At 72.9% G+C, this 22,686-nt stretch carries 19 protein-coding genes; 8 read left to right on the top strand and 11 right to left on the bottom strand.

Annotated features, from left to right (window positions below; all coding sequences use genetic code 11):
* Nucleotides 1–63 precede the first annotated feature (63 nt).
* A complete protein-coding gene (locus tag BAW75_RS11450) occupies nt 64–1,731 on the top strand; it encodes a right-handed parallel beta-helix repeat-containing protein (protein ID WP_069089091.1) in 1,668 nt (555 codons plus the stop codon).
* 635 nt (nt 1,732–2,366) lie between these two features.
* On the opposite strand, the gene BAW75_RS11435 is transcribed toward BAW75_RS11450, so the two are convergent.
* The 3 genes from BAW75_RS11435 to BAW75_RS11425 all read right to left on the bottom strand — a co-directional run bounded on the left by BAW75_RS11435 (nt 2,367) and on the right by BAW75_RS11425 (nt 4,805).
* A complete protein-coding gene (locus tag BAW75_RS11435; RefSeq protein WP_069089090.1) occupies nt 2,367–3,284 on the bottom strand; it encodes an ATP-grasp domain-containing protein in 918 nt (305 codons plus the stop codon).
* Nucleotides 3,285–3,293: 9 nt separating this feature from the next.
* Nucleotides 3,294–3,626, bottom strand: a complete 333-nt coding sequence (locus tag BAW75_RS11430) for a hypothetical protein (RefSeq protein WP_013287454.1) — start codon at nt 3,624–3,626, stop codon at nt 3,294–3,296.
* Between the two features lie 219 nt (nt 3,627–3,845).
* Nucleotides 3,846–4,805, bottom strand: a complete 960-nt coding sequence (locus BAW75_RS11425; protein ID WP_043329632.1) for a heme o synthase — start codon at nt 4,803–4,805, stop codon at nt 3,846–3,848.
* 264 nt (nt 4,806–5,069) lie between these two features.
* On the opposite strand from BAW75_RS11425, the gene tkt reads away from it, so the two are divergent.
* The 6 genes from tkt (at nt 5,070) to pgl (ending at nt 13,504) form a co-directional block, all read left to right on the top strand.
* Nucleotides 5,070–7,208 carry a transketolase gene (gene tkt, locus BAW75_RS11420; protein ID WP_104113557.1) on the top strand — a complete coding sequence of 713 codons (2,139 nt, stop codon included), beginning with the start codon at nt 5,070–5,072 and terminating at the stop codon, nt 7,206–7,208.
* A gap of 16 nt (nt 7,209–7,224) precedes the next feature.
* On the top strand, nt 7,225–8,403 hold the full coding sequence (tal, locus tag BAW75_RS11415) for a transaldolase (RefSeq protein ID WP_104113584.1): 1,179 nt from the start codon (nt 7,225–7,227) through the stop codon (nt 8,401–8,403).
* A 79-nt stretch (nt 8,404–8,482) separates the two neighbouring features.
* Complete coding sequence (locus tag BAW75_RS11410; protein ID WP_104113556.1) at nt 8,483–10,051, top strand: glucose-6-phosphate isomerase; 1,569 nt, start codon at nt 8,483–8,485, stop codon at nt 10,049–10,051.
* 50 nt (nt 10,052–10,101) lie between these two features.
* Nucleotides 10,102–11,616 (top strand): glucose-6-phosphate dehydrogenase, encoded by a 1,515-nt coding sequence (gene zwf / locus BAW75_RS11405; RefSeq protein ID WP_043329630.1) that lies wholly within the window; start codon nt 10,102–10,104, stop codon nt 11,614–11,616.
* Nucleotides 11,617–11,647: 31 nt separating this feature from the next.
* Nucleotides 11,648–12,664 carry a glucose-6-phosphate dehydrogenase assembly protein OpcA gene (locus BAW75_RS11400; RefSeq protein WP_043329629.1) on the top strand — a complete coding sequence of 339 codons (1,017 nt, stop codon included), beginning with the start codon at nt 11,648–11,650 and terminating at the stop codon, nt 12,662–12,664.
* Nucleotides 12,665–12,733: 69 nt separating this feature from the next.
* Nucleotides 12,734–13,504, top strand: a complete 771-nt coding sequence (gene pgl / locus BAW75_RS11395) for a 6-phosphogluconolactonase (RefSeq protein ID WP_104113555.1) — start codon at nt 12,734–12,736, stop codon at nt 13,502–13,504.
* Between the two features lie 65 nt (nt 13,505–13,569).
* On the opposite strand, the gene BAW75_RS11390 is transcribed toward pgl, so the two are convergent.
* The 8 genes from BAW75_RS11390 to rapZ form a co-directional block, all read right to left on the bottom strand.
* Nucleotides 13,570–13,914, bottom strand: coding sequence for an RNA polymerase-binding protein RbpA (locus tag BAW75_RS11390; RefSeq protein ID WP_018788218.1), 345 nt, complete (start codon nt 13,912–13,914; stop codon nt 13,570–13,572).
* A 130-nt stretch (nt 13,915–14,044) separates the two neighbouring features.
* Nucleotides 14,045–14,305: a preprotein translocase subunit SecG gene (gene secG / locus BAW75_RS11385; RefSeq protein WP_043329626.1), complete on the bottom strand. Its 261-nt coding sequence runs from the start codon at nt 14,303–14,305 to the stop codon at nt 14,045–14,047.
* 95 nt (nt 14,306–14,400) lie between these two features.
* Nucleotides 14,401–15,192 (bottom strand): triose-phosphate isomerase, encoded by a 792-nt coding sequence (gene tpiA / locus BAW75_RS11380; RefSeq protein ID WP_043329625.1) that lies wholly within the window; start codon nt 15,190–15,192, stop codon nt 14,401–14,403.
* Entirely contained in the window at nt 15,193–16,392 is a 1,200-nt protein-coding gene (locus BAW75_RS11375) for a phosphoglycerate kinase (protein ID WP_104113554.1), read from the bottom strand. It abuts the gene before it with no gap.
* Nucleotides 16,389–17,393 carry a type I glyceraldehyde-3-phosphate dehydrogenase gene (gap, locus tag BAW75_RS11370; protein WP_104113553.1) on the bottom strand — a complete coding sequence of 335 codons (1,005 nt, stop codon included), beginning with the start codon at nt 17,391–17,393 and terminating at the stop codon, nt 16,389–16,391. Before gap ends, BAW75_RS11375 begins: the two co-directional genes overlap by 4 nt.
* A gap of 263 nt (nt 17,394–17,656) precedes the next feature.
* On the bottom strand, nt 17,657–18,637 hold the full coding sequence (gene whiA, locus BAW75_RS11365; protein ID WP_030503240.1) for a DNA-binding protein WhiA: 981 nt from the start codon (nt 18,635–18,637) through the stop codon (nt 17,657–17,659).
* Between the two features lie 54 nt (nt 18,638–18,691).
* Nucleotides 18,692–19,699: a gluconeogenesis factor YvcK family protein gene (locus tag BAW75_RS11360; protein ID WP_043329623.1), complete on the bottom strand. Its 1,008-nt coding sequence runs from the start codon at nt 19,697–19,699 to the stop codon at nt 18,692–18,694.
* A complete protein-coding gene (gene rapZ, locus BAW75_RS11355; RefSeq protein WP_043329622.1) occupies nt 19,696–20,619 on the bottom strand; it encodes an RNase adapter RapZ in 924 nt (307 codons plus the stop codon). Before rapZ ends, BAW75_RS11360 begins: the two co-directional genes overlap by 4 nt.
* A gap of 171 nt (nt 20,620–20,790) precedes the next feature.
* Between rapZ and recQ the strand changes: the two genes are divergently transcribed.
* Nucleotides 20,791–22,662, top strand: coding sequence for a DNA helicase RecQ (gene recQ, locus BAW75_RS11350; protein ID WP_104113552.1), 1,872 nt, complete (start codon nt 20,791–20,793; stop codon nt 22,660–22,662).
* The last annotated feature ends 24 nt before the right edge of the window (nt 22,663–22,686 follow it).

The following is a 22,686-nucleotide window of genomic DNA, read 5'->3' as shown; positions in this document are numbered from 1 at the left end:
ATCGCGCGACGGGAACGGGAAAGCGGTCCGGGCCACGGACCGTACGCCCGAGGGGAGTTCCCGGTGCCGCGCAAGAGCCTCGCCACCACCACGCCGCAACGGCTGACGCCGGTCGCCGGCGCGCCGCTGTGGTGCGACGCCCACGAGCACGGCCTCACCGGCGACGGGGTGACGAACGACCAGCCGGCGCTGGCGGCCCTGGTGGACCGGCTCGGCGCCGGGTACGACGCCGACGGCCGGGCCCGGGTGATCTACTGTCCGCCCGGCCTGTACTCGATCCGCGACGCCGGCACCGTCTGGCGCAGCGGTGTCTCGCTGATCGGCGCCGGACCGGCCGCGACCCGGTTCCTGCTCAGCAACGAGGGCGACCGCAGCGCACCGGTCCCGCTGGCGTACTGGACCACCGTGCAGCACGGCGCGGACCGGGACCGGCACATCGCCGACTGCACGTTCGCCGACTTCGAGATCGACGGCTCCGGGGTCGCCCAGACCTCCTACGACTACCTGGCCAAGGGGCTGGGCCTGCAGTACGTGGTGCGCGGCGTGTTCCGCAACCTCTACATCCACCACACCGGGGCGACCGGCCTGGGCTGTGACTTCCTCCAGGACAGCCTGATCGACGGCGTGGTCGTGGTGGGGTGCGGCCGGCTGGACAACGGCGACCAGATGGGCGGCGCCGGGATCGGCGTCGGTATCGGCGGCTGGGGCGACGTGGAGCGCCTCACCATCGCCAACTGCACCACCATCGGCAACGGCACCAACGGGATCTTCCTGGAGTTGCAGAAGGACTACTGGACCCCACCGCGCGGTTTCCGGATCATCGGCTGCCACAGCCAGGCCAACCGGTTCGGCATCTCCGACTGGGGCGCCGACGGGTTGATCGTCTCCGGCTGCACCATGACCAACAACCTGGAGGCCGGCTTCGACGTGTCCGGCAACGGCACCGCCGGGGTGGCCGGGCGCGGCGGCCTGCTCACCGGCTGCGTGATCGACGCCAACGTCGGCGACGGGATCAGCATGGGCAACACCCCCGGCCCGTACACCGTGCAGGGCAACCGGATCAGCCGCAACGGCGGTTTCGGCTACCACGAGCACGACCTGGGCCACGGCTACCGGGGCGCGGCGGCCGACGTGGTGATCCAGGACAACGACATCCGGGAGAACGCGCTGGACGGCATCCGGATCGACCGGCCGATGCTGGACACCTCGATCGTGGGCAACCGGATCCGGGACAACGGCCGCCGCTCCGCCCCGGCCTGCTCCGGCTCCGGCGAGGCGGTGCGCTACGGCCCGCGCGAGCTCACCGACGGCAACGCGGACTGGCCCGACGGCGGGCACCGGGGCAAGGTGGTCCGGGTCGGCTCACGGGACGCGGTGGTGTCCGACAACAGCGCCACCCGGCTCTCCCTGGCCGAGGTACGCCCGGACGGCACCACCGGCTGGAACGAGGCCACCCCGGGGCCGGGCACGAGGTACGAGCTGCCGGACGGCCCGCCGGCCTGCGGCGGCATCACCATCGCCGCGCCGTTCGACTCGGCCACCGTGCGCGGCAACCGGATCTGGCACCGGGACGCCGACACCCAGGCGTACGGCATCTGGGTCACCGAGGCGGGCAGTTGCGTCTCGTGCGCGTTCGAGGACAACGACCTGGCCGGCACCGAGGCCGCGCTGCGGCTGGACACGCCGCCGATCGGCGGCCGCTGGGCACGTAACCACAGCGACCGCGACTGACCTCCCGGCGGCGCGGGCGGCACCGGCGGCTCCGGCGGCTCCGGTTCAGCCGGGCCGGCGTCGGTGGTGACAGCCAGCATGACCAAGCTGCCGTTGCTGACCGCGTACGCGACGATCAGCACCCAGAGATCGCCGTCGCGGTGCAGCAGCCTGGCGACGTGCAGGCCGAGCAGCGCGCGCTGATGGTATCGAAGACGCTGCCCGGTGGGCCCCGGCGAAAGCCGCCGACGCCACGATGGCGGCGACGGCCGGCAAACGCGCCGCCAGCCCGAGTGGAAACGCGCCCCCTCGTGCCACTCATGGCGTTCCACTCACGGCACGGACGGATCGCGAGTGGAACACCATGGGTGCCTGGACAGCCCTGAGACACCCATGCCGTTCCACCCAGGGCCCCGGCAGACAGCGAGTGGAACACCGTGGGTGCCTCGAGCCCTGAGACAGCCTGGCGTTGCGTGCACCGCGTTGGGTGGGTCGGCGAGGTGCGTCCGCAGCCGGGAGGGTCGCGGTCCCGGGCCCGCTGCCAAAGCCCGGACGCCGCCAGGGCCGGCACGCTCGCCACGGCCACGGCCACCGCCAGGCCCACAGCCACAGCCACAGCCACAGCCACAGCCACAGCCACAGCCAGGCGGGACGGGTCAGGCGCGGGGGGTCAAGTGGGTGAGCACCGCGTCGGCGAGCCGGTCCGGGGCGCCGTCGGCGTACCCGACGAACAGGCTCGGCTCGGTCAGCTCCAGCTCGACCAGCACCGGCGTGCCGTCCGGGCCGGGGATCAGGTCGACCCGGGCGTAGAGCAGCCGGTCCGGGCCGCCCGGCACGGCTGCCAGCACCTTCTCGGCCACCGCGCGCTGCTCCGCGGTGGCGGTGCGCGCGTCAATGCGCTCCTCCTTGTAGAGCGCGGCCTCGCCCAGGTCCGGCCCGGTCAGCATCGGACCCTTGCGGATCGCGTGGCTGAACGCCAGGCCGTCGGGCCCGGCCAGGAACAGCAGCGCGGTCTCCCCGGCGGTGTCCACCGCCTCCAGGTACGGCTGGACCATGGTGACCCGCCCGGCGTCGGAGAGCCGCCGTACGTGGGCCACCGCCAGTTCCCGGTGCTCCCTGTCGGTCAGGTCGTAGCGGCCGGTGTCCTGGCTGCCGGCGCTGACCGCCGGCTTGATCACGTACTCGCCGCCCGCCGGTGGGGTCCACTCCCGCCCGGGCTCGACCCACTGCGTCGGCACGGTGGGCGCTCCGGCGGCGGAAAGCTCGGACAGGTAGCGCTTGTCGGTGTTCCAGGCGACCACGTCGGCCGGGTTGACCAGGGCCGGCACGGTACGCGCCCAGGCCACGAACTCGTCGCGCCGCCGCGCGTAGTCCCACGGGGAGCGGATCACGACCAGGTCGTACCCGGACCAGTCGACGGCCGGGTCGTCCCAGACCGCGATCTCGGTGGTGACCCCGCGGGCGGCGAGCGGGCCGAGCGCGAGCCGGTCGTCCGGGTCGAGGTCGGGCAGCTCGGCGCAGGTGACGAAAGCGACCCGGGGTCTCCCCCGGGTCGACTGGTGGTGGTTGGTCATTCGGTTATGTCAACGGGCCATCGTGCGCCGGGCCATCGACCGCCACAGGTCGTTGCTCGGACGCATCTGGTCCATCAGTTCACGCTCCCAGGCGTTCTCGACGTCGACCCCGGCCTTCGCGCAGGCCTGCCGCGCGACGTCGGTGCCGTCGGCGAACTGGTCTGCCCATACCCCGTCGGAACCCACGAGGACGATCCGTGCGCCGCGCTTGCCGACGTACTCGATGACCGCCTTCGCGCCGCCGTGTCCGGCGGCGAACGACTTGATGCCCGCGACCAGGCCGTTGGGGGCCTGCTCCGCGGTCTTGTCAGCCGTCAGCGTCGTATCGGAACCATCTGCCATGACGCGAAGCCTAAGCAGAGTTCCACCCGGATGTGCGAGAACCATGAACTGAATGTGATGCCAATTACCCGCCGGTTTAAGAAGAACCACAGGTAATTCGCCTGCATATGTCGCTTATATCTGGGCGAAGCGGGCGGGCGAGATCGTCACAATCTGTCCGGGTTGGACCCCTCCGGGGAAGCCCGAAAAAAATTTCTGATGAACCGCCGGACGGGCGCGTCAGAGCAGCGCGTCGAGCGCGACGGCCGCGAAGAGGATCGTGAGGTACGTGGTGGACCAGTGGAACAGCCGCATCGGCTTGACCGCCTCGCCGCGCGTCGCGCGACGGCACAGCTTGTGCGCCTCGACGAGGAAGATCCCGCCGACCACGAGCGCGGTGACACCGTAGATCGGGCTCATCCCGAGCGGCCAGACCGCCAGCGAGGAGAGCACGGTCAGCCAGGAGAACCCGATGATCTCGGCGTTGACCCGCCGGACCGAGGCCACCACCGGCAGCATCGGCACGCCGGCGCGCGCGTAGTCGGCCTTGTACTTGATGGCCAGCGCGTAGAAGTGCGGCATCTGCCAGAAGAAGACCACGGCGAACAGGCCCCACGCGGCCGGCGCCAGCGAGCCGGTGACGGCGGCCCAGCCGATCAGCACCGGCGCGGCCCCGCAGATGCCGCCCCAGAACGTGTTGGCGGCGGTGGTCCGCTTCAGCCACAGCGTGTAGACCAGGTCGTAGTAGGCGATCGCGGCGAGCGTCAGCACCGTCGCCAGCCAGTTGGTGGTCGCCGCCATCAGCGCCACCGAGACGGCTGCCAGCACCAGACCGAAGATCAGCGCGCTGCGCGGCGAAACCGTGTGCGCGGGCAGTGGGCGGCGCTTGGTGCGCCGCATGAGCTGGTCGATGTCCCGGTCGATGTAGCAGTTCAGGACGCTCGCCGCGCCGGCCGCGAGCGAGCCGCCGACGAGCACGACGGCGACCAGCCACAGCGACGGCATGCCGCCGTCCGCGAGCATCATCGCCGGAACGGTGGTGACCAGCAGCAGCTCGACGATCCGCGGCTTGGTCAGCGCCACGTACGCCGCCACCACGGCGCGTACGTCCCGCCGGCCGCTCGCCGGCGCCTCCGCCACCGCGCCCACCGGCGGCTGCCCGGCAGGGTTGCTGACGGGGCGCTCGGTGATCATGCTCACGGATTGCCACCTTCCGGCATCGGCGGGGGGAGGTCGTTCGGCCCGGACCCGTCGAGGTCCACACACCGCCCCACACACTACGCGGCGTCGTTTTGGCTGCCCCGCAGACCCGGCAACGGTGCGAGCCGTCACACCTGGGGTTGAACGACCGGACGTCCGCGATCCGTACAGAACAGCATGCTGAGATCCCCGGGCGGACGTTTAGCACCGCTCGATAGGGTCATCAGTGAGGGTTCCGCCCATCTGCCGAGGAGCACAACCATCGTGGCTGCCAACCGACCCGAGCTTCCCGCTCTCAACTGGTCCGACCTCGACCGCAGGGCCGTCGACACGGTCCGCGTGCTGGCCATGGACGCCGTGGAGAAATCCGGCAACGGCCACCCGGGGACGGCGATGAGCCTCGCCCCGGTGGCGTACCTGCTCTTCAACCGGGTCATGCGGCACAACCCCGCCGACCCGAACTGGGCCGGGCGCGACCGGTTCGTGCTCTCCGCCGGCCACTCCAGCCTGACGCTCTACATCCAGCTCTTCCTCTCCGGCTACCCGCTGTCGCTGGACGACCTCAAGGCGCTGCGCCAGTGGGGCTCGCTCACCCCGGGTCACCCGGAGCACGGCCACACCCCGGGCGTGGAGACCACCACCGGGCCGCTCGGCCAGGGCCTCGGCAACGCGGTCGGCATGGCGATGGCGGCCCGCCGCGAGCGCGGCCTGTTCGACCCCGAGCCGGACCGCGCCGACTCGCCGTTCCGGCACGACATCTGGTGCATCGCCTCCGACGGTGACATCGAGGAGGGCATCACCCACGAGGCCAGCGCGCTCGCCGGTCACCAGCAGCTCGGCAACCTCTGCGTGATCTACGACGACAACGAGATCTCGATCGAGGACGACACCCGCATCGCCAAGAGCGAGGACGTGGCGGCCCGCTACGAGGCGTACGGCTGGCACGTGCAGACCGTCGACTGGCGCAGCGGCGACGCCGACCAGGGCGACTACCACGAGGACGTGGAGGCGCTGTACCAGGCGCTGCTGGCCGCCAAGGCGGAGACCGGCCGGCCGTCGTTCATCGCGCTGCGCACCATCATCGGCTGGCCCGCGCCGAACAAGAAGAACACCGGCAAGATCCACGGCTCGGCGCTCGGCGCGGACGAGGTGAAGGCCACCAAGGAGATCCTCGGCTTCGACCCGCAGCGCACCTTCGAGGTCGACGAGGAGGTGCTCAAGCACGCCCGTCAGGTGCTGGAGCGTGGCGCGCAGGAGCAGGCCGAGTGGACCACCGGGTTCGACGCCTGGGCGCAGGCCAACCCGGAGCGCAAGGCGCTGTGGGACCGGATGGCCACCCGTACGCTGCCGACCGGCTGGACCGACGCGCTGCCGACCTTCCCGGCGGACGCCAAGGGCGTCGCCACCCGGGCCGCCTCCGGCAAGATCCTGGAGGCCCTGGCGCCGGTGCTGCCGGAGCTGTGGGGCGGCTCGGCCGACCTGGCCGAGAGCAACAACACCACGATGAAGGGCGAGCCGTCGTTCGTCCCGGCCGCGCACGCCACCAAGGACTTCCCCGGTGACGAGTACGGCCGCACGCTGCACTTCGGCATCCGCGAGCACGCCATGGGCGCGATCCTCAACGGCATCGCCCTGCACGGCGGCACCCGCCCGTACGGCGGCACGTTCCTGGTGTTCAGCGACTACATGCGCCCGGCGGTGCGGCTGGCCGCGCTGATGAAGCTGCCGGTGACGTACGTCTGGACGCACGACTCGATCGGCCTCGGCGAGGACGGCCCGACGCACCAGCCGATCGAGCACCTGACCGCGCTGCGGGCCATCCCCGGCCTGGACGTGGTGCGCCCGGCCGACGCCAACGAGACGGTCTGGGCGTGGCGGCAGGCGCTGGAGCACACCGACCGGCCGACCGCGCTGGCGCTCAGCCGCCAGGCGCTGCCGACGTTCGACCGCACCGACCTGGCCGGCGCCGAGGGCGTCGCCAAGGGCGGGTACGTGCTGGCCGAGGCGTCGAACGGCAAGCCGCAGGTGATCCTCGTCGGCACCGGCTCCGAGGTGCAGCTCTGCCTCACCGCACGGGAGCGGCTGGAGGCCGACGGCACCCCCACCCGGGTCGTCTCCATGCCCTGCCAGGAGTGGTTCTTCGCGCAGGACGAGGCGTACCGGGAGTCGGTGCTGCCGCGCGGGGTAAAGGCACGGGTGAGCGTGGAGGCGGGCATCGCGATGTCGTGGCGCGCGATCGTCGGCGACAGCGGCGAGTGCGTGAGCATCGAGCACTACGGCGCCAGCGCGCCGCACACCGTGCTCTTCGAGCAGTTCGGGTTCACCCCCGACCGGATCGTGGCCGCCGCGCACGCGGCGCTGACCCGGGTGGGCGACATCACCGGTTTCACGACCGGCAACTGAGGGGAGCGTGGACGGCATGACGGACAGGCTGAAGGAGCTCCAGGGCGCCGGGGTGGCGATCTGGCTCGACGACCTTTCCCGGGTACGGCTGAGCTCCGGCGGGCTGGACAAGCTGCGCCGGGACAGCCACGTAGCCGGGGTGACCACCAATCCGACGATCTTCGCCAAGGCGCTGAGCGACGCCGGCGAGTACGACTGGCAGCTTCGTGACCTCGCCGTACGTGGTGTGGACGTCGAGGAGGCGGTCCGCATGCTCACCACGTACGACGTGCGGTGGGCCTGCGACGTGATGCGCCCGTCGTACGAGACCAGCGGCGGCGTGGACGGCCGGGTGTCGATCGAGGTGGACCCGCGCTCGGCGCACGACGCGGCGAAGACCGTCGCCGAGGCCAAGGCGCTGTGGTGGCTGGTCGACCGGCCGAACCTGTTCATCAAGATCCCGGCCACCGAGGAGGGCCTGCCCGCGATCACCGCGACGCTGGCCGAGGGGATCAGCGTCAACGTCACGCTGATCTTCGGCCTGGACCGGTACTCGCAGGTGATGGAGGCCTTCCTGGCCGGCCTGGAGCAGGCGCAGGCCAACGGGCACGACCTGTCGAAGATCGGCTCGGTCGCCTCGTTCTTCGTCTCCCGGGTCGACACCGAGGTGGACAAGCGGCTGGAGAAGATCGGCTCGGACCGGGCCAAGGCGCTGCGCGGCAAGGCCGCTGTCGCCAACGCCCGGCTGGCGTACGAGCGCTACGGCGAGGTGTTCTCCTCGGCGCGCTGGCAGAAGCTCGCCGACGCGGGCGCCCACCCGCAGCGCCCGCTGTGGGCCTCCACCTCGACGAAGAACCCGGACTACCGGGACGTCATCTACGTCGAGGAGCTGATCGCGCCCGGCACCGTCAACACCATGCCGGAGCCGGTGATCCACGCCTACGCCGAGCACGGCGAGACGAAGCCGGACACCGTCACCGTCGCGTACGACGACGCCCGCCAGGTCTTCGCCGACCTGCTGGCGGTGGGCGTTGACCTGTCCGACGTGATCGCCACGCTGGAGCGCGAGGGCGTGGAGAAGTTCGAGGCGAGCTGGGTGGAGCTGCTGGAGGGGGTCAAGAAGTCCCTCGCCGAGGCGGCCAAGGGCTCGGGCAGCCCGCACCGGGCCGCCGGGAAGAACGCGCAGGCGGCGCAGCAGGCCGGCGGCAACGCGTGACAGACGGCGTCCGACGCGTCCCGGGGCCCGGCCCCGGGGCGCGTCGCGCCGTACCGTGGTTTGGGTGAGGGGCGGCACCGTGAGTGACCTGCTGGCCGGGCGGGCCGACATGGCCGCCGGTCTGGCCGTGCGCGGCGCGGACGCCCTGGGCGCGTCGGCGCGCGCCACGCTCGTCGCCCACGACGTCCCGGCCCGGCTCGCCGCCGCCGACCCGGCCCTCTGGGGGCCCGCCGCCGAGTCGGCGGCCCTCGACCGGCTGGGCTGGCTGCACGCCCACCGGCGCAGCCGGGACCTGCTCCCCCAGCTCGCCGAGCTGGCCGCCGAGCTGAGCGACCTGGACCACGTGGTGCTGGCCGGCGCCCCCGACGACACGCTCGCCGCCGAGGTGCTGGCCGAATGCCTGGGCCGGCCGGTGACGGTGCTCGACACCGCCGATCCGGGGCCGGTCCGGGCCGCACTCGCCGACCGCCCGGCGCGTACCCTCCTGGTGCTCGCCGCCCGGCACGGCCTGGACCGGACCACCGACGCCCACCTGCGGGCCTACCGGCAGGCGTGGGCGGACGAGGGCCCGGATGCCGCCCGGCACGTCGTGGTGGTCACCGAGCCCGGCACGGACCTCGCGGCGCGCGCCGACGAGCTGGGCGCGGTGGTGCTCCCGGCCGAGCCCGGCGTGGCCGGGCCGTGGGCCGCGCTCACCGCGTTCGGCGTGGTCCCGGCGGCGCTGGCCGGCGCGCCGGTCGCCGAGGTGCTGGACGAGGCGGAGGCGCTCACCGCCGCGCTCGACCGGGACCGGGACAATCCGGGCCTCGCGCTCGGCGCGGCCCTGGGCGCGGCGCCCGGCGAGGGCCGGCACACGGTAGCGCTGGTCCCCGACGGCACCGGACTCGACGGCCTGGGCCGCTGGGCGGGGGCGCTGCTCGCCGACGCCACCGGCGGACGGCTCCTGCCGGTGGCCGTGGAGTCCCCCGACTCCCCCGGCGCCACCGGGCCGGGCGTGCTCACAGTCGGTCTCGGCGGCGCCCTCGGCGCGGGCGTCGGCCCGGGCGTGGCCGCCGACGTCGCCGTCAACGGGCCGCTCGGCGCGCACCTGCTCACCTGGACCTACGCCGCCGCGACCGCCGCGGTGACGCTGCGGACCGACCCGTTCGCGGCGCCCGCCGCCGCGGCGGCCGACGACGAGGCGGACAGCGGGCCGCCGTCGTCGGTGGAGGACGCGATCGAGGTGTACGCCCCGAGCGGCGCGCCGGCCGACCTGACCGGCGCGCTGTGCTGGCTGCTCGACGAGCTGGGCGAACGGGAACACCTCGCGGTCACCGCGTACCTCGACCCGCGGGCCGACGCGGCGCTGGCCGGGCTGCGCCCGCTGCTGGCACGGCACACCCGGCGGCCGGTCACCTTCACCTGGGGACCGCGCCGGCCGGAGCACACGGACACCCGCGGCCGGCACCTCCAGATCACCGGTGCGGTCACCGATGATCTGGAAGTGCCCGGTCGTCCGTACACCTTCGCGCAGCTCCAGGCGGCCCAGGCCGCCGGTGACCGGCGGGCCCTGGCCGGCCGGGAACGACCGGTGCTGCGACTGCACCTGACCAAGCGGGCGGCTGGCGTCGCCCAGCTGCTGGATACGGCCGGACGGACACGCACGTGACGATCAATGACCTGGAATCAGCGGACCGAGACGCAGGAGGAGGTGGCCCGGTGAACCCGCTGCGCGACGTCCAGGACCGGCGGTTGCCCCGGATCCCCGAGCCGTGTGCCCTGGTGATCTTCGGGGTGACCGGCGATCTGGCCCGCAAGAAACTACTGCCGGCGGTCTACGACCTGGCCAACCGGGGGCTCCTGCCGCCCGGTTTCGTGGTGCTGGGCTTCGCCCGCCGGGACTGGGGCGACGGCGACTTCGAGTCGGTGGCGCACGAGGCGGCCAAGAAGCACGCCCGTACCCCGTGGCGGGAGGAGGTGTGGGCCCGGCTGGCCGGCAACATCAAGTTCGTCGGCGGCTCGTTCGACGACGACGCCGCGTTCGACCAGCTCGCCGCCACGCTCGACGAGCTGCGCGACTCGCACGGCATCGCCGGCAACGCCGCCTTCTACTTCTCCATCCCCCCGGCGGCGTTCCCGGTGGTGCTCAAGCAGCTCGCCCGCACCGGCATGGCCGACAACGACAGGTCCGGCGGCTGGCGCCGCGTGGTGGTGGAGAAGCCGTTCGGCAACGACCTGCCCTCGGCCAAGGCGCTCAACGACCTGGTCGACGACGTCTTCACCCGCCAGGACGTGTTCCGGATCGACCACTACCTGGGCAAGGAGACGGTCCAGAACATCCTGGCGCTGCGGTTCGCGAACAACCTGTTCGAGCCGCTGTGGAACTCCAAGTACGTCGACTCGGTGCAGATCACCATGGCCGAGGACGTCGGCATCGGCACCCGGGCCGCCTTCTACGACTCCGTCGGCACCGCCCGTGACGTGCTCCAGAACCACCTGCTCCAACTGCTCGCGCTGGTCGCGATGGAGGAGCCGACGAGCTTCGACGCCGACGAGATCCGTGCCGAGAAGCTCAAGGTGCTCAAGGCGATCACCGTGCCGCACGACGTCTCCGAGGACACCGTGCGGGGCCAGTACCTGCCCGGCTGGGTGGGCGGCGAGCGCGCCAAGGGCTACCTGGAGGAGGAGGGCGTCCCGGCGGGCTCCACCACCGAGACGTACGTGGCGGTGAAGCTGGGCATCCAGAACCGGCGCTGGGCCGGGGTGCCGTTCTACATCCGGGCCGGCAAGCGGCTGCCCCGGCGGGTCACCGAGGTGGCCATCATGTTCAAGAAGGCGCCGCACCTGCCGTTCAACGCCGCCGACATGGAGTCCCTCGGTCCCAACCAGCTCGTCATCCGCGTGCAGCCGGACGAGGGCGTGGTGCTGAAGTTCGGCTCCAAGGTGCCGGGCACCACGATGGAGGTCCGCGACATCGCGATGGACTTCCAGTACGGCGAGGCGTTCACCGAGTCCAGCCCCGAGGCGTACGAGCGGCTCGTGCTGGACGTGCTGATCGGCGACCGGACGCTGTTCCCGGACGCCGCCGAGGTCGAGCAGAGCTGGCAGGTCGTCGACCCGCTGGAACACGCCTGGGAGGGCACGACGCCGGAGCCGTACCGGGCCGGCGAGTGGGGACCCCGGGCCGCCGACGAGATGCTGGCCCGCGAGGGCCGGGCTTGGCGGAGAGCGTGAGCGAGCACTGCGAGCGAACCAGGAGGCTCCATTGATCGGGCTGTGGGACACCACCGGCAACGAGGTGGTCAAGGCGCTGGCCGCGGAACGGCGCAGCGCGGGCGGGGTGGCCAGTGGCATGGCGCTCACGCTGATCGTGGTGGTGGACGAGAAGCGGGTCCGGGAGGCCGAGGCGGCCGCCACCATCGCCGCGGCGGCGCACCCCTGCCGCCTGCTCGTGGTGGTCCGCTCCGACGTGGAGCGCGACCGCAACCGGCTGGACGCGGAGATCGTCGTGGGCGGCCGGCTCGGGCCGTGCGAGGCGGTGGTGACCCGGATGTACGGGCGGCTCGCGCTGCACGCCGAATCCGTGGTGATGCCGCTGCTGGTCCCGGACGTACCGGTGGTGACGTGGTGGCACGGCGAGCCGCCGGAGGAGATCGCCACCGACTTCCTCGGTGTGGTGGCCGACCGGCGGATCACCGACTCGGCGCAGGCGGCCGACCCGATCGCCGCGCTGCGGCAGCGGGCCCACGACTACGCCCCCGGCGACACCGACCTGGCGTGGACCCGGATCACCCCGTGGCGCACGCTGGTGGCGGGCGCGTTCGACACCACCCAGGCCCGGGTCACCGAGGCCAGCGTGGTGGCGCCCCCGTCGGACCCGACGGCCGCGCTGATGAGCGGGTGGCTCAAGGCCCGGCTCGGCATCGAACCGACCTGGGAGCGGACCGACGAGTTCCCGCGCATGCGTCAGGTGCAGCTGCGCTGCGCCAACGGCGACGAGCTGACGCTGACCCGCGACGACAGCATCGCCGTGTTCCGGCGTACCGGGCAGGAGGACCGCACGCTGCCGCTGGTCCGCCGGCCGCTCGGTGACGAACTGGCCGAGGAGCTGCGGCGGCTCGACGCCGACCAGGTGTACGCGGAGGCGCTCGGCGCTGCGGCCGGGATCACCGGACTCGACCAGCGGCCGGCCCAGCGGGTGCACGTGTGGAAGGATCCGGCGACCGCCCAGCGGGCCGAGGCCGGCGTGACCGCGCACGCGGGCGCGACCGCGAACGAGTGACCGCCCGGACCGGGTGGCCGGAAGCACAGGTGACCGCCGGTGGGCGGTCGGAACACGAGGGCTCGACGGATGACTGAGGCGAGTGTCGCCGTACACGCCGACCCCGACCTGCTGGCGCAGGCGGTGGCGGCCCGGTTGGTGGTGAAGCTGCTCGACGCGCAGGCCGAGCGCGGCCAGGCGTCGGTGGTGCTGACCGGCGGGCGGATCGCCGCTGCGGTGTACCGGGCGGTCGGGCAGCTGCCCGCCCGGGACGCGGTCGACTGGTCCCGGGTCGACGTGTGGTGGGGCGACGAGCGGTTCCTGCCCGCCGGCGACCCGGAGCGCAACGAGACGCAGGCGCGGGCGGCGCTGCTGGACGCGGTGCCGCTGGACCCGGCCCGGGTGCACCCGATGCCGGCGTCCGACGGCCCGGCCGGTGACGACCCGGAGGCGGCCGCCGCCGGGTACGCGCGGGAGCTGGCCGCCGCCGCCCGGCCCGGGAACGCGATCGTGCCCCACTTCGACGTGCTGATGCTCGGCGTCGGCGAGGACGGGCACGCGGCGTCGGTGTTCCCGGAGCATCCGGTGCACCACGACAACCGCCCGGTCAGCGCGGTACGGGGCAGCCCGAAGCCGCCGCCGGTGCGTACCACGCTGACCCTGCCGACGATCAACACGGCCGAGGAGGTGTGGCTGATCGCCGCCGGGGCGGACAAGGCCCGGGCGGTGGGCATGGCGCTGGCCGGGGCCGGGCCGGTGCAGTTGCCGGCCGCCGGGGTGCAGGGCGTCTCCCGTACGCTCTGGCTGCTCGACCGGGCCGCGGCGGCCAACGTGCCGCCGCGCCTGCGCAGCCTCCGCTGAGGTGTAAGGAAGGGCTCCTTCTTAACGTCTCCGGTAGAGAAGGGGCCCCTTCTTAACGCCTCGGCTCAGGCGCGGCCACGACGTCGGCGCAGCGCGTCGAGGGCCTCGGCGAGCAGCGCCTCCCCCTCCTCCGGCGTGCGCCGCTCCTGCACGTACGCCAGGTGGGTCTTGTAGGGCTCGGCGCGCTGGCGGCCCGGCGGGTCGCCCGGGTCGGGGCCGGCCGGCTCGCCGCAGCGGGGGCACTCCCAGGTGGCCGGCGTCTCCGCCTCGGCGGCGATCAGGAACTCGACCCGGTGCCCGTGGCGGCACCAGTAGACGACCGGGCGGCGCGGCGCGGGCTCCACGCGCTGGTCGAAGCGCTCGGGGGCGGACCCGATCCGGGTGCCGCGGATGACGTTGTTGCTGGGCACGGTTGCTCGCTCCCTGTCGTCGGAGGGGACCGCCGCCGGAGGGGGTGGGCGACGGGCGACGCGCGGAGAAACAAAACTGCGCGCGGTCCGTGACGGACCGCGCGCAGATTGTACGCTTCTCAGCGCCGACTCAGGTGCCGTTGGCCATCTGCAACCGCAGCCAGAGCCCGAGCCCGATGATGCAGGCGAACCAGACGATTCCCACCAGAACGGTGTAGCGGTCGAGGTTCTTCTCGGCCACGGACGAGCCGGCCAGGCTGGAGCTGACGCCGCCGCCGAACATGCTCGACAACCCGCCGCCCTTACCGCGGTGCAGGAGGATCAGCAGGACGAGCAGCACGCTGGTGATGACCAGCAACGTGATCATCGTGTAGGCGAACCAGATCGGCATGGCGGGGGTCAGTCCTCTCGTTGCGATCACTGCCCGGACCTGTCGGGCACTGCGGCACCGGCCGGTGGACGGGCAGCGTCAAGGATAGCGAGCGATCAGCGGGCGGTGTGCTCCGGGAACCGGCAGATCTGCGCGAACTCCTCCGCGTCCAGGCTGGCGCCCCCGACCAGGGCCCCGTCCACGTCCGGCTGCGCCATGATCGCGGCGACGTTCGACGCCTTGACCGACCCGCCGTACAGGATCCGGACCTGCTCGGCGGTGCCCTCGTCGTAGGTCTCGGCGATGCGCTTGCGCACCGCGCCGCAGACCTCCTGGGCGTCCTCCGGCGTGGCCGTCTTGCCGGTGCCGATCGCCCAGACCGGCTCGTACGCGACGACGACCTTGGTGACCTGCTCGGCGGTGAGCCCCTTCAGCGCGCCGTCGAGCTGGTCGCAGCAGTGCCGCACCTGCCCCGACTGTTCCCGGACCTCCAGGCCCTCGCCGATGCAGAGGATGGGGGTGAGACCGTTCGCCAGCGCCGCCGACACCTTCGCGTTGACCAGCGCGTCGTCCTCGTGGTGGTACTGCCGCCGCTCGGAGTGGCCGACCACCACGTAGCCGCAGCCCAGCTTCGCCAGCATCGGCCCGGCGATGTCACCGGTGTACGCGCCGGACGGATGCGGCGACAGGTCCTGCGCGCCGTAGCCGATCAGCAGCTTGTCGCCGTCCACAGCGGTCTGCACGGTACGCAGGTCGGTGAAGGGCGGCAGCACCACGCACTCGACGTCGGTGAGCTGCTTCTCGTTCAGGCTCGCGGCCAGCTTCTGCACCAGCAGGTTGGCCTCGAGGTGGTTCAGGTTCATCTTCCAGTTGCCGGCCATCAGCGGCCGGCGGGTCGTGCTCGCCATTCAGTTCTCCAGAGCCGCGATGCCGGGGAGGGTCTTGCCCTCCAGGTATTCCAGGGAGGCGCCACCGCCGGTGGAGATGTGCCCGAACGAGGACTCGTCCAGGCCCAGCGCGCGCACCGCCGCGGCCGAGTCGCCGCCACCGACCACGCTGAACGCGTCGGCCTTGGTGATCGCCTCGGCCACGCCCCGGGTGCCGTTGGCGAACGCCGCCATCTCGAACACGCCCATCGGGCCGTTCCAGAAGATGGTCTTCGCCTGCGACAGCGCGGCCGCGAAGCCGGCCACCGTCTCCGGGCCGATGTCCAGGCCCAGCCGGTGGCTGGGGATGCCGTCGGCGGGCACGGTGTCGTGCGCGGCGTCCGGCGCGAACGCGTCGGCGGCCACCACGTCGACCGGGAGCATGATCTTGCCGGGCGCGCGCTCCATCAGGTTGCGGCAGGTCTCGACCATGTCCTTCTCCAGCAGCGACGTGCCCACCTCGTGGCCCTGGGCCTTGAGGAAGGTGAAGCACATCCCGCCGCCGATGAGCAGCCGGTCCACGGTCGGCAGCAGCGCCTCGATCACGGCCAGCTTGTCGGAGACCTTCGAGCCGCCCAGCACCACCACGTACGGCCGCTCCGGGGAGCCGGTGAGGCGGCTGAGCACCTCGACCTCGCGCAGCACCAGCCGGCCGGCGAAGTGCGGCAGCCGGGCCGGCACGTCGTGCACGCTGGCGTGCTTGCGGTGCACAGCGCCGAACGCGTCGTCCACGTAGGCGTCGCCGAGCGCGGCGAGCTGGTCGGCGAACGCGCCCCGCTCCGCGTCGTCCTTGCTGGTCTCGCCCTTGTTGAACCGCAGGTTCTCCAGCAGCGCCACCTGGCCGTCGGCCAGGTCGGCCACGGTGGACCGCGCCGAGTCACCGACGGTGTCCTCGGCGAAGGCCACCGGGGCGCCGAGCAGCTCACCGAGCCGCCCGGCGACCGGGCGGAGGCTGAACTGCGGGTCCGGCGCGCCCTTCGGGCGGCCCAGGTGCGAGCAGACGACCACCTTCGCGCCGGCCTGCACCAGCGCGCTCAGCGTCGGCAGGACGGCCCGGATCCGGCCGTCGTCCGTGATCTCACCGGTCTGCTTGTCGAGCGGGACGTTCAGGTCGGCGCGCACCAGCACGCGCCGACCCGACACCCCCTCGGCGAGCAGGTCGTCGAGGTTGCGGATGCTCACAGCGAGCTACCGACCAGCTTGACCAGGTCCACCAGGCGGTTCGAGTAGCCCCACTCGTTGTCGTACCAGCCGACGACCTTGACCTGGTTGCCGATCACCTTGGTCAGCGGCGCGTCGAAGATGCACGACGCCGGGTCGGTCACGATGTCGGCGGAGACGATCGGGTCCTCGTTGTAGGTGAGGATGCCCCGCAGCGGGCCCTCGGCGGCGGCCTTGAGCGCGGCGTTGACCTCGTCCACAGTGGTCTCCCGGCCGACCGTGACGGTCAGGTCGGTGGCCGAGCCGGTCGGGATCGGCACGCGCAGCGCGTAACCGTCCAGCTTGCCCTTCAGCTCCGGCAGCACCAGGCCGATCGCCTTCGCGGCGCCGGTCGAGGTCGGCACGATGTTCAGCGCGGCGGCGCGGGCCCGGCGCAGGTCCTTGTGCGGCGCGTCCTGCAGGTTCTGGTCCTGCGTGTACGCGTGGATGGTGGTCATCAGGCCCTGCTGGATGCCGAACGTGTCCTGCAGCACCTTCGCCATCGGCGCGAGGCAGTTCGTGGTGCAGGAGGCGTTCGAGATGATGTTGTGCTTGGCCGGGTCGTACTGGTCCTGGTTGACGCCCATGACCACGGTGACGTCCTCGTTCTTCGCCGGCGCGGAGATGATGACCTTCTTGGCCCCGCCGTCGAGGTGCGCCTTCGTCTTGGTGCCGTCGGTGAAGAAGCCGGTGGACTCGATGACGACGTCGGCGCCGACCTCGCCCCACGGCAGGTTCGCCGGGTCCTTCTCGGCGTACGCCTTGATGGTCTTGCCGCCCACGGTGATCTCGTCGGCGGTGGCCTTCACCTCGTGCGGGAGGCGGCCCAGGATGCTGTCGTACTTGACAAGGTGGGCGAGCGTCGCGTTGTCGGTCAGGTCGTTGACCGCCACGACCTCGATGTCAGCGCCGGACGCCAGCACTGCCCGGAAGAAGTTGCGGCCGATCCGGCCGAAGCCGTTGATGCCAACCCGGATGGTCACAGGTCCCATCTCCTCGCGTTCTGGTCCGCCGGCGCCAGACCGGGGCCGGCGGAGGTGTGTGCGCCGACCGTTGGAGCCGGCCGTCGACATGTCATCTCGGCCACCCCGCCGCGGTCACGGAGACCTGACCGCCCGAGGCGGTGAGCACGGCGAGGGATGCCTGTGCGCGGCCCCCTTGCCGTACGCAGCGACCATATCCGAGCGTGCGGCGTCGCGCTGCGGCGGGTGGTGATCCCGCTCGCGTGCTCGCCGCCCGAGTCCTATCAGACCACGAGCATGTCGGGCGTGACTGCCGCTTCCGTATCCGGGATGCCCAGGTCGCGGGCGCGCTTGTCGGCCAGCGCGAGCAGCCGGCGGATCCGGCCGGCGATGGCGTCCTTGGTCAGCGGCGGCTCGGCGAGCGCGCCCAGCTCCTCCAGGGACGCCTGACGGTGCTCCAGCCGCAGCCGGCCGGCCGAGGTCAGGTGGTTGGGCGCGTCGTCGGCGAGGATCTCCAGCGCGCGGGTCACCCGGGCGGCGGCGGCCACCGCGGCCCGGGCCGAGCGGCGCAGATTGGCGTCGTCGAAGTTGGCCAGCCGGTTGGCGGTGGCGCGCACCTCCCGGCGTACCCGCCGCTCCTCCCAGGCCAGCACGCTGGAGTGCGCTCCTATGCGGGTGAGCAGCGCGGCGATCGCGTCGCCGTCCTTGACCACCACCCGGTCCACGCCGCGCACCTCGCGGTTCTTCGCGGTGATGCCGATGCGGCGGGCCGCGCCGACGAGCGCCAGCGCCGACTCCGGGCCGGGGCAGGTGATCTCCAGCGCGCTGCTGCGGCCCGGCTCGGTCAGCGAGCCGTGCGCCATGAACGCGCCCCGCCAGGCCGACACGGCGCAGCAGACGTTCGCGGCCACCACGTGCGGCGGCAGGCCACGCACCGGGCGGCCCCGCACGTCGAGCAGGCCGGTCTGCCGGGCGAGCGCCTCGCCGTCCTTGACCACCCGCACGATGAAGTGGCTGCCCTTGCGCAGGCCGCCGGAGGCGAGCACGTGGATCTCGCTCGGGTAGCCGTAGACCTCGGCCACCTCCCGCCGCAGCCGGCGGGCCACCGCGCCGGTGTCCAGCTCCGCCTCGACCACGACGCGGCCGGACACGATGTGCAGGCCGCCGGCGAAACGCAGCAGGGCGGCCATCTCCGCCCGCCGACAGCAGGGCTTGGGCACGTCGACCCGACTCAGCTCGTCCTTGACCGCAGCCGTCATCGCCATAGTGCGCCCCCTCACGGACCGGTTCCGGCGTGTCGCCGGTGATTACGTACGTGTCTAACGATCGGCGCGCAGGACAGGCACCAGCGCGGCGCCCAGTGCGGCTGGATCATGACGGGGCGTGCCGTCGAGGACGGCGACGGGAGCGAGGACCAGCCGGGCACCAAGCGATTCTGCCGCACGTTCGACCGCCGCGGGATCACCCACCGCCGTGGAGTCCGCCAGCACCCGGTCCACCTTCAGCTCGGGCAGATAGCGCCGCAGCGTGTCCAGATGGTCGGGCAGGGAGAGCCCCGAGGTCTCCTTCTCCGCCACCAGGTTGAGCGTCACCAGCCGCCGCGCCGGACTGGAGACGATCGCGTCGGCCAGGCCCGGCACCAGCAGGTGCGGCAGCACGCTCGTGTACCAGCTGCCCGGCCCGAAGATCAGCCAGTCCGCGGCGCGTACCGCTGTCACCGCCTCGGCGCACGCGGCCGGCGCGGGTGGGTTGAGCCGCAGCGACTCGACGGTGCCCGGGGTGACCGCGACCTGGTGCTGCCCGCGCACGGTGGACACCTCGTCCGGATGGGCCGGGTCCGCGCCGCGGACCCGGGCCTCGATGCCCACCGGCTGACGGGACATCGGCAGCACCCGCCCCACCGCGCCGAGCATCGCGCCCGCGTGGTCGAGCGCGGCCACCGGATCGCCGAGCAGCTCGGTCAGGCCGTGCAGCAGCAGGTTGCCGACCGCGTGGCCGGCGAGCGAGTCGCCGGCGCGGGCGGCCGGAACCGGCGCGGCGAGCGTTGGCGGGGGCGGCGTCGCGGTGGTGAAGCGGTACTGGAACAGCGCCGCGCTGCGCCGGGTGGCCGGATGGTCGCCGGCCAGCGCCACGAGCGCCTGACGCAGGTCACCCGGGGGCAGGCCGCCGCGCTCCGCGCGCAGCCGCCCGCTGGACCCGCCGTCGTCGCCGACGGTGACCACCGCGGTGATGTCCAGGTCCAGTTCGGGTACGCAGTGCCGCAGCGCCCGCAGCGACGCCGAGAGCCCGTGCCCGCCACCGAAGGCGACCACCCTGGTCGGGGTCACTCCCGCCCCAGGTCCCGGTGCTGGGCGTTGGCGGCGATACCGGAGCGGCGCAGCCGGGCGGCCAGCTCCTCGGCGATCGCCACGCTGCGGTGCTTGCCGCCGGTGCAGCCGACCGCCACGGTCAGGTAGCGCTTGCCCTCCCGCTCGAAACCGGCGGTGGTGGCGTTGACCAGGTCGGCGTACCCGGCCACGAAGGCGTCCGCGCCCTCCTGGCCCAGCACGTACGCGCTGACCGCCTCCTCCCGGCCGGTGTGCTCGCGCAGCTCCGGCACCCAGTACGGGTTCGGCAGGAACCGGGCGTCCATCACGAAGTCGGCGTCCGGCGGCAGGCCGTACTTGAAGCCGAACGAGATCACGGTGATCCGCAGCCGGCGGGCGTCCTCGCCGCCGAACAGCTCCTCGACCCGGCGCCGAAGCTGGTTCACGTTCAGGTGGCTGGTGTCGATGATCACGTCGGCCTGCTCGCGTGCCTCCTCCAGCAGCGTCCGCTCGACGGCGATGCCGTCGGCCAGCCGCCCGTCGCCCTGCAGCGGGTGCGAGCGGCGCACGCTCTCGAACCGGCGGATCAGCACCTCGTCGTCGGCGTCGACGAAGACCACCCGGGGGGAGAAGCCGCGCTCGCGCAGCTCCCGGATCGCCCCGGCCAGGTCGGTGGAGAAGGCGCGCGAGCGCACGTCCAGCACCATCGCCGTGCGCCGGGCCGCGCCGCCGGCCTTGAAGGCCAGCTCGGCCATGTCGAGCAGCAGCGCCTGGGGCAGGTTGTCGACCACGTAGTAGCCGACGTTCTCCAGCGCCCGGGCCACCGTGCTGCGCCCGCCGCCGGACAGCCCGGTCACCACCACCAGTGAGGTGTCCGACTCGGCCGGCGCCGTCTCCGCCTCGCTCGGCCCCAGGTCACCCGCTGTACGCGCCTCGCTCACCCGCTACCCCCAGCCGTGGCGCCGCGGCCGGTCGGCCGCGCATGGTCAATCAGCGACTCTAACGGCTGCGACCCCGTCCGGGATTCCACGGGGTGACCACCGGAACATGTCGCCACCCCCGGACCGGCTCGCCGGACGGGCGCTGTCGGGGGACGCTCGTAGACTGCGCGGATGGTCTCCCCCACCGACGAGCGGACCACCTCCGCACCGGCCGGCTCCCCACCGACCGGCGACGCGCTCGACGTGTTGCGGCGGGTCTTCGGGTACGACGCCTTCCGCGGCTTCCAGCAGGACGTCGTCGAACACGTGGTGTCCGGCGGCGACGCGCTGGTGCTCATGCCCACCGGTGGCGGCAAGTCGCTGTGCTACCAGATCCCCGCGCTGGTCCGCGACGGCGTGGCGGTAGTGGTCTCCCCGCTGATCGCGCTCATGCAGGACCAGGTCGACGCGCTCACCGCCGTCGGCGTACGCGCCGGTTTCCTCAACTCGACGCAGGACCCGGCGCAGCGGCGCCGGGTCGAGGCGGCCTACCTGGCCGGCGAGCTGGACCTGCTCTACCTCGCCCCGGAAGGGCTGGCGGTACGCTCCACGCTCGGCCTGCTGGAACGCGGCCGGATCGCGCTGTTCGCGATCGACGAGGCGCACTGCGTGTCGCAGTGGGGGCACGACTTCCGCCCCGACTACCTCAACCTGTCGATGCTGCACGAACGCTGGCCGGACGTGCCGCGCATCGCGCTGACCGCCACCGCGACCCGGGCGACCCGCACCGAGATCGCCACCCGGCTGCGGCTCACCGAGGCCCGGCACTTCGTGGCCAGCTTCGACCGGCCCAACATCCAGTACCGGATCGTGCCGAAGCGGGAGCCCCGCCGCCAGCTGCTCAGCCTGCTGCGCGACGAGCACCCGGGCGACGCCGGCATCGTCTACTGCCTGTCCCGGGCCTCGGTGGAGAAGACCGCCGAGTTCCTGGTCGCCAACGGCATCCCCGCGCTGCCGTACCACGCCGGGCTGGACGCCACGACCCGCGCCACCAACCAGCAGCGCTTCCTGCGCGAGGACGGGCTGGTCATGGTCGCCACGATCGCGTTCGGCATGGGCATCGACAAGCCCGACGTACGCTTCGTCGCCCACCTGGACCTGCCGAAGTCGGTCGAGGGCTACTACCAGGAGACCGGCCGCGCCGGGCGCGACGGCTTGCCGTCCACCGCCTGGCTGGCGTACGGGCTACAGGACGTGGTGCAGCAGCGCAAGATGATCGAGACGTCGGAGGGCGACCTGGCGCACCGGCGCAACCTCGCCGCCCACCTGGACGCGATGCTGGCGCTCTGCGAGACGGTCCGCTGCCGCCGCGCCCAGCTGCTCGAATACTTCGGCGAGACCGGCGTGGCCGCCTGCGGCAACTGCGACACCTGCCTCGACCCGCCCGAGTCCTGGGACGGCACTGTCGCCGCGCAGAAGCTGCTCTCCACCGTCTACCGGCTCGACCGCGAACGCAACCAGCGCTTCGGCGCCGGGCACAGCATCGACATCCTGCTCGGCAAGCACACCGACAAGATCGACCAGCACGGCCACGACTCGCTCAGCACGTTCGGCATCGGCGCCGAGCTGCGCGAGACCGAGTGGCGTGGCGTGGTACGGCAGCTGCTCGCCGAGGGTCTGCTCGCCGTCGAGGGCGACTACGGCACGCTGGCGCTGACCGAGGCCAGCGCGGACGTGCTCGGCCGCCGCCGTACCGTCACGCTGCGCAAGGAGCCGGAGCGGCCGGCGGCCGGCCGGTCCGCCAAGCCCCGGGGCGCGGCCACTGTGGTCGCCGACCTCTCCCCCGCCGCCGCGCCGGTCTTCGAGCGGCTCCGCGCGTGGCGCGCGGCCACCGCCAAGGAGCAGGGCGTCCCGGCGTACGTCATCTTCCACGACGCGACGCTGCGGCAGATCGCCGCCGAGCCGCCGGCTTCCCTGGCCGAGCTGTCCCGGGTCAGCGGGGTGGGCGAGAACAAGCTCGCCAAGTACGGCGACGCGATCCTGGCCGTCCTCACCGAGTCCTGACGTACGCGCGGAAGGGCCCGACCC

It is taken from the genome of Micromonospora chalcea, assembly GCF_002926165.1.
GTDB lineage: Bacteria > Actinomycetota > Actinomycetes > Mycobacteriales > Micromonosporaceae > Micromonospora > Micromonospora chalcea.
The sequence above is the reverse complement of the archived record's forward strand: the minus strand, read 5'-3'. Positions and strand labels throughout refer to the sequence as shown.

Bases quoted from the DNA above. Each gene is read 5' to 3' on its own strand.
- BAW75_RS11435 (WP_069089090.1), bottom strand. From the start codon at position 3,284: ATGACCAACCACCACCAGTCGACCCGGGGGAGACCCCGGGTCGCTTTC.
- BAW75_RS11430 (WP_013287454.1), bottom strand. From the start codon at position 3,626: ATGGCAGATGGTTCCGATACGACGCTGACGGCTGACAAGACCGCGGAG.
- tal (WP_104113584.1), top strand. From the start codon at position 7,225: ATGACGGACAGGCTGAAGGAGCTCCAGGGCGCCGGGGTGGCGATCTGG.
- pgl (WP_104113555.1), top strand. From the start codon at position 12,734: ATGACTGAGGCGAGTGTCGCCGTACACGCCGACCCCGACCTGCTGGCG.
- secG (WP_043329626.1), bottom strand. From the start codon at position 14,305: ATGCCGATCTGGTTCGCCTACACGATGATCACGTTGCTGGTCATCACC.
- tpiA (WP_043329625.1), bottom strand. From the start codon at position 15,192: ATGGCGAGCACGACCCGCCGGCCGCTGATGGCCGGCAACTGGAAGATG.
- whiA (WP_030503240.1), bottom strand. From the start codon at position 18,637: ATGGCGATGACGGCTGCGGTCAAGGACGAGCTGAGTCGGGTCGACGTG.
- recQ (WP_104113552.1), top strand. From the start codon at position 20,791: ATGGTCTCCCCCACCGACGAGCGGACCACCTCCGCACCGGCCGGCTCC.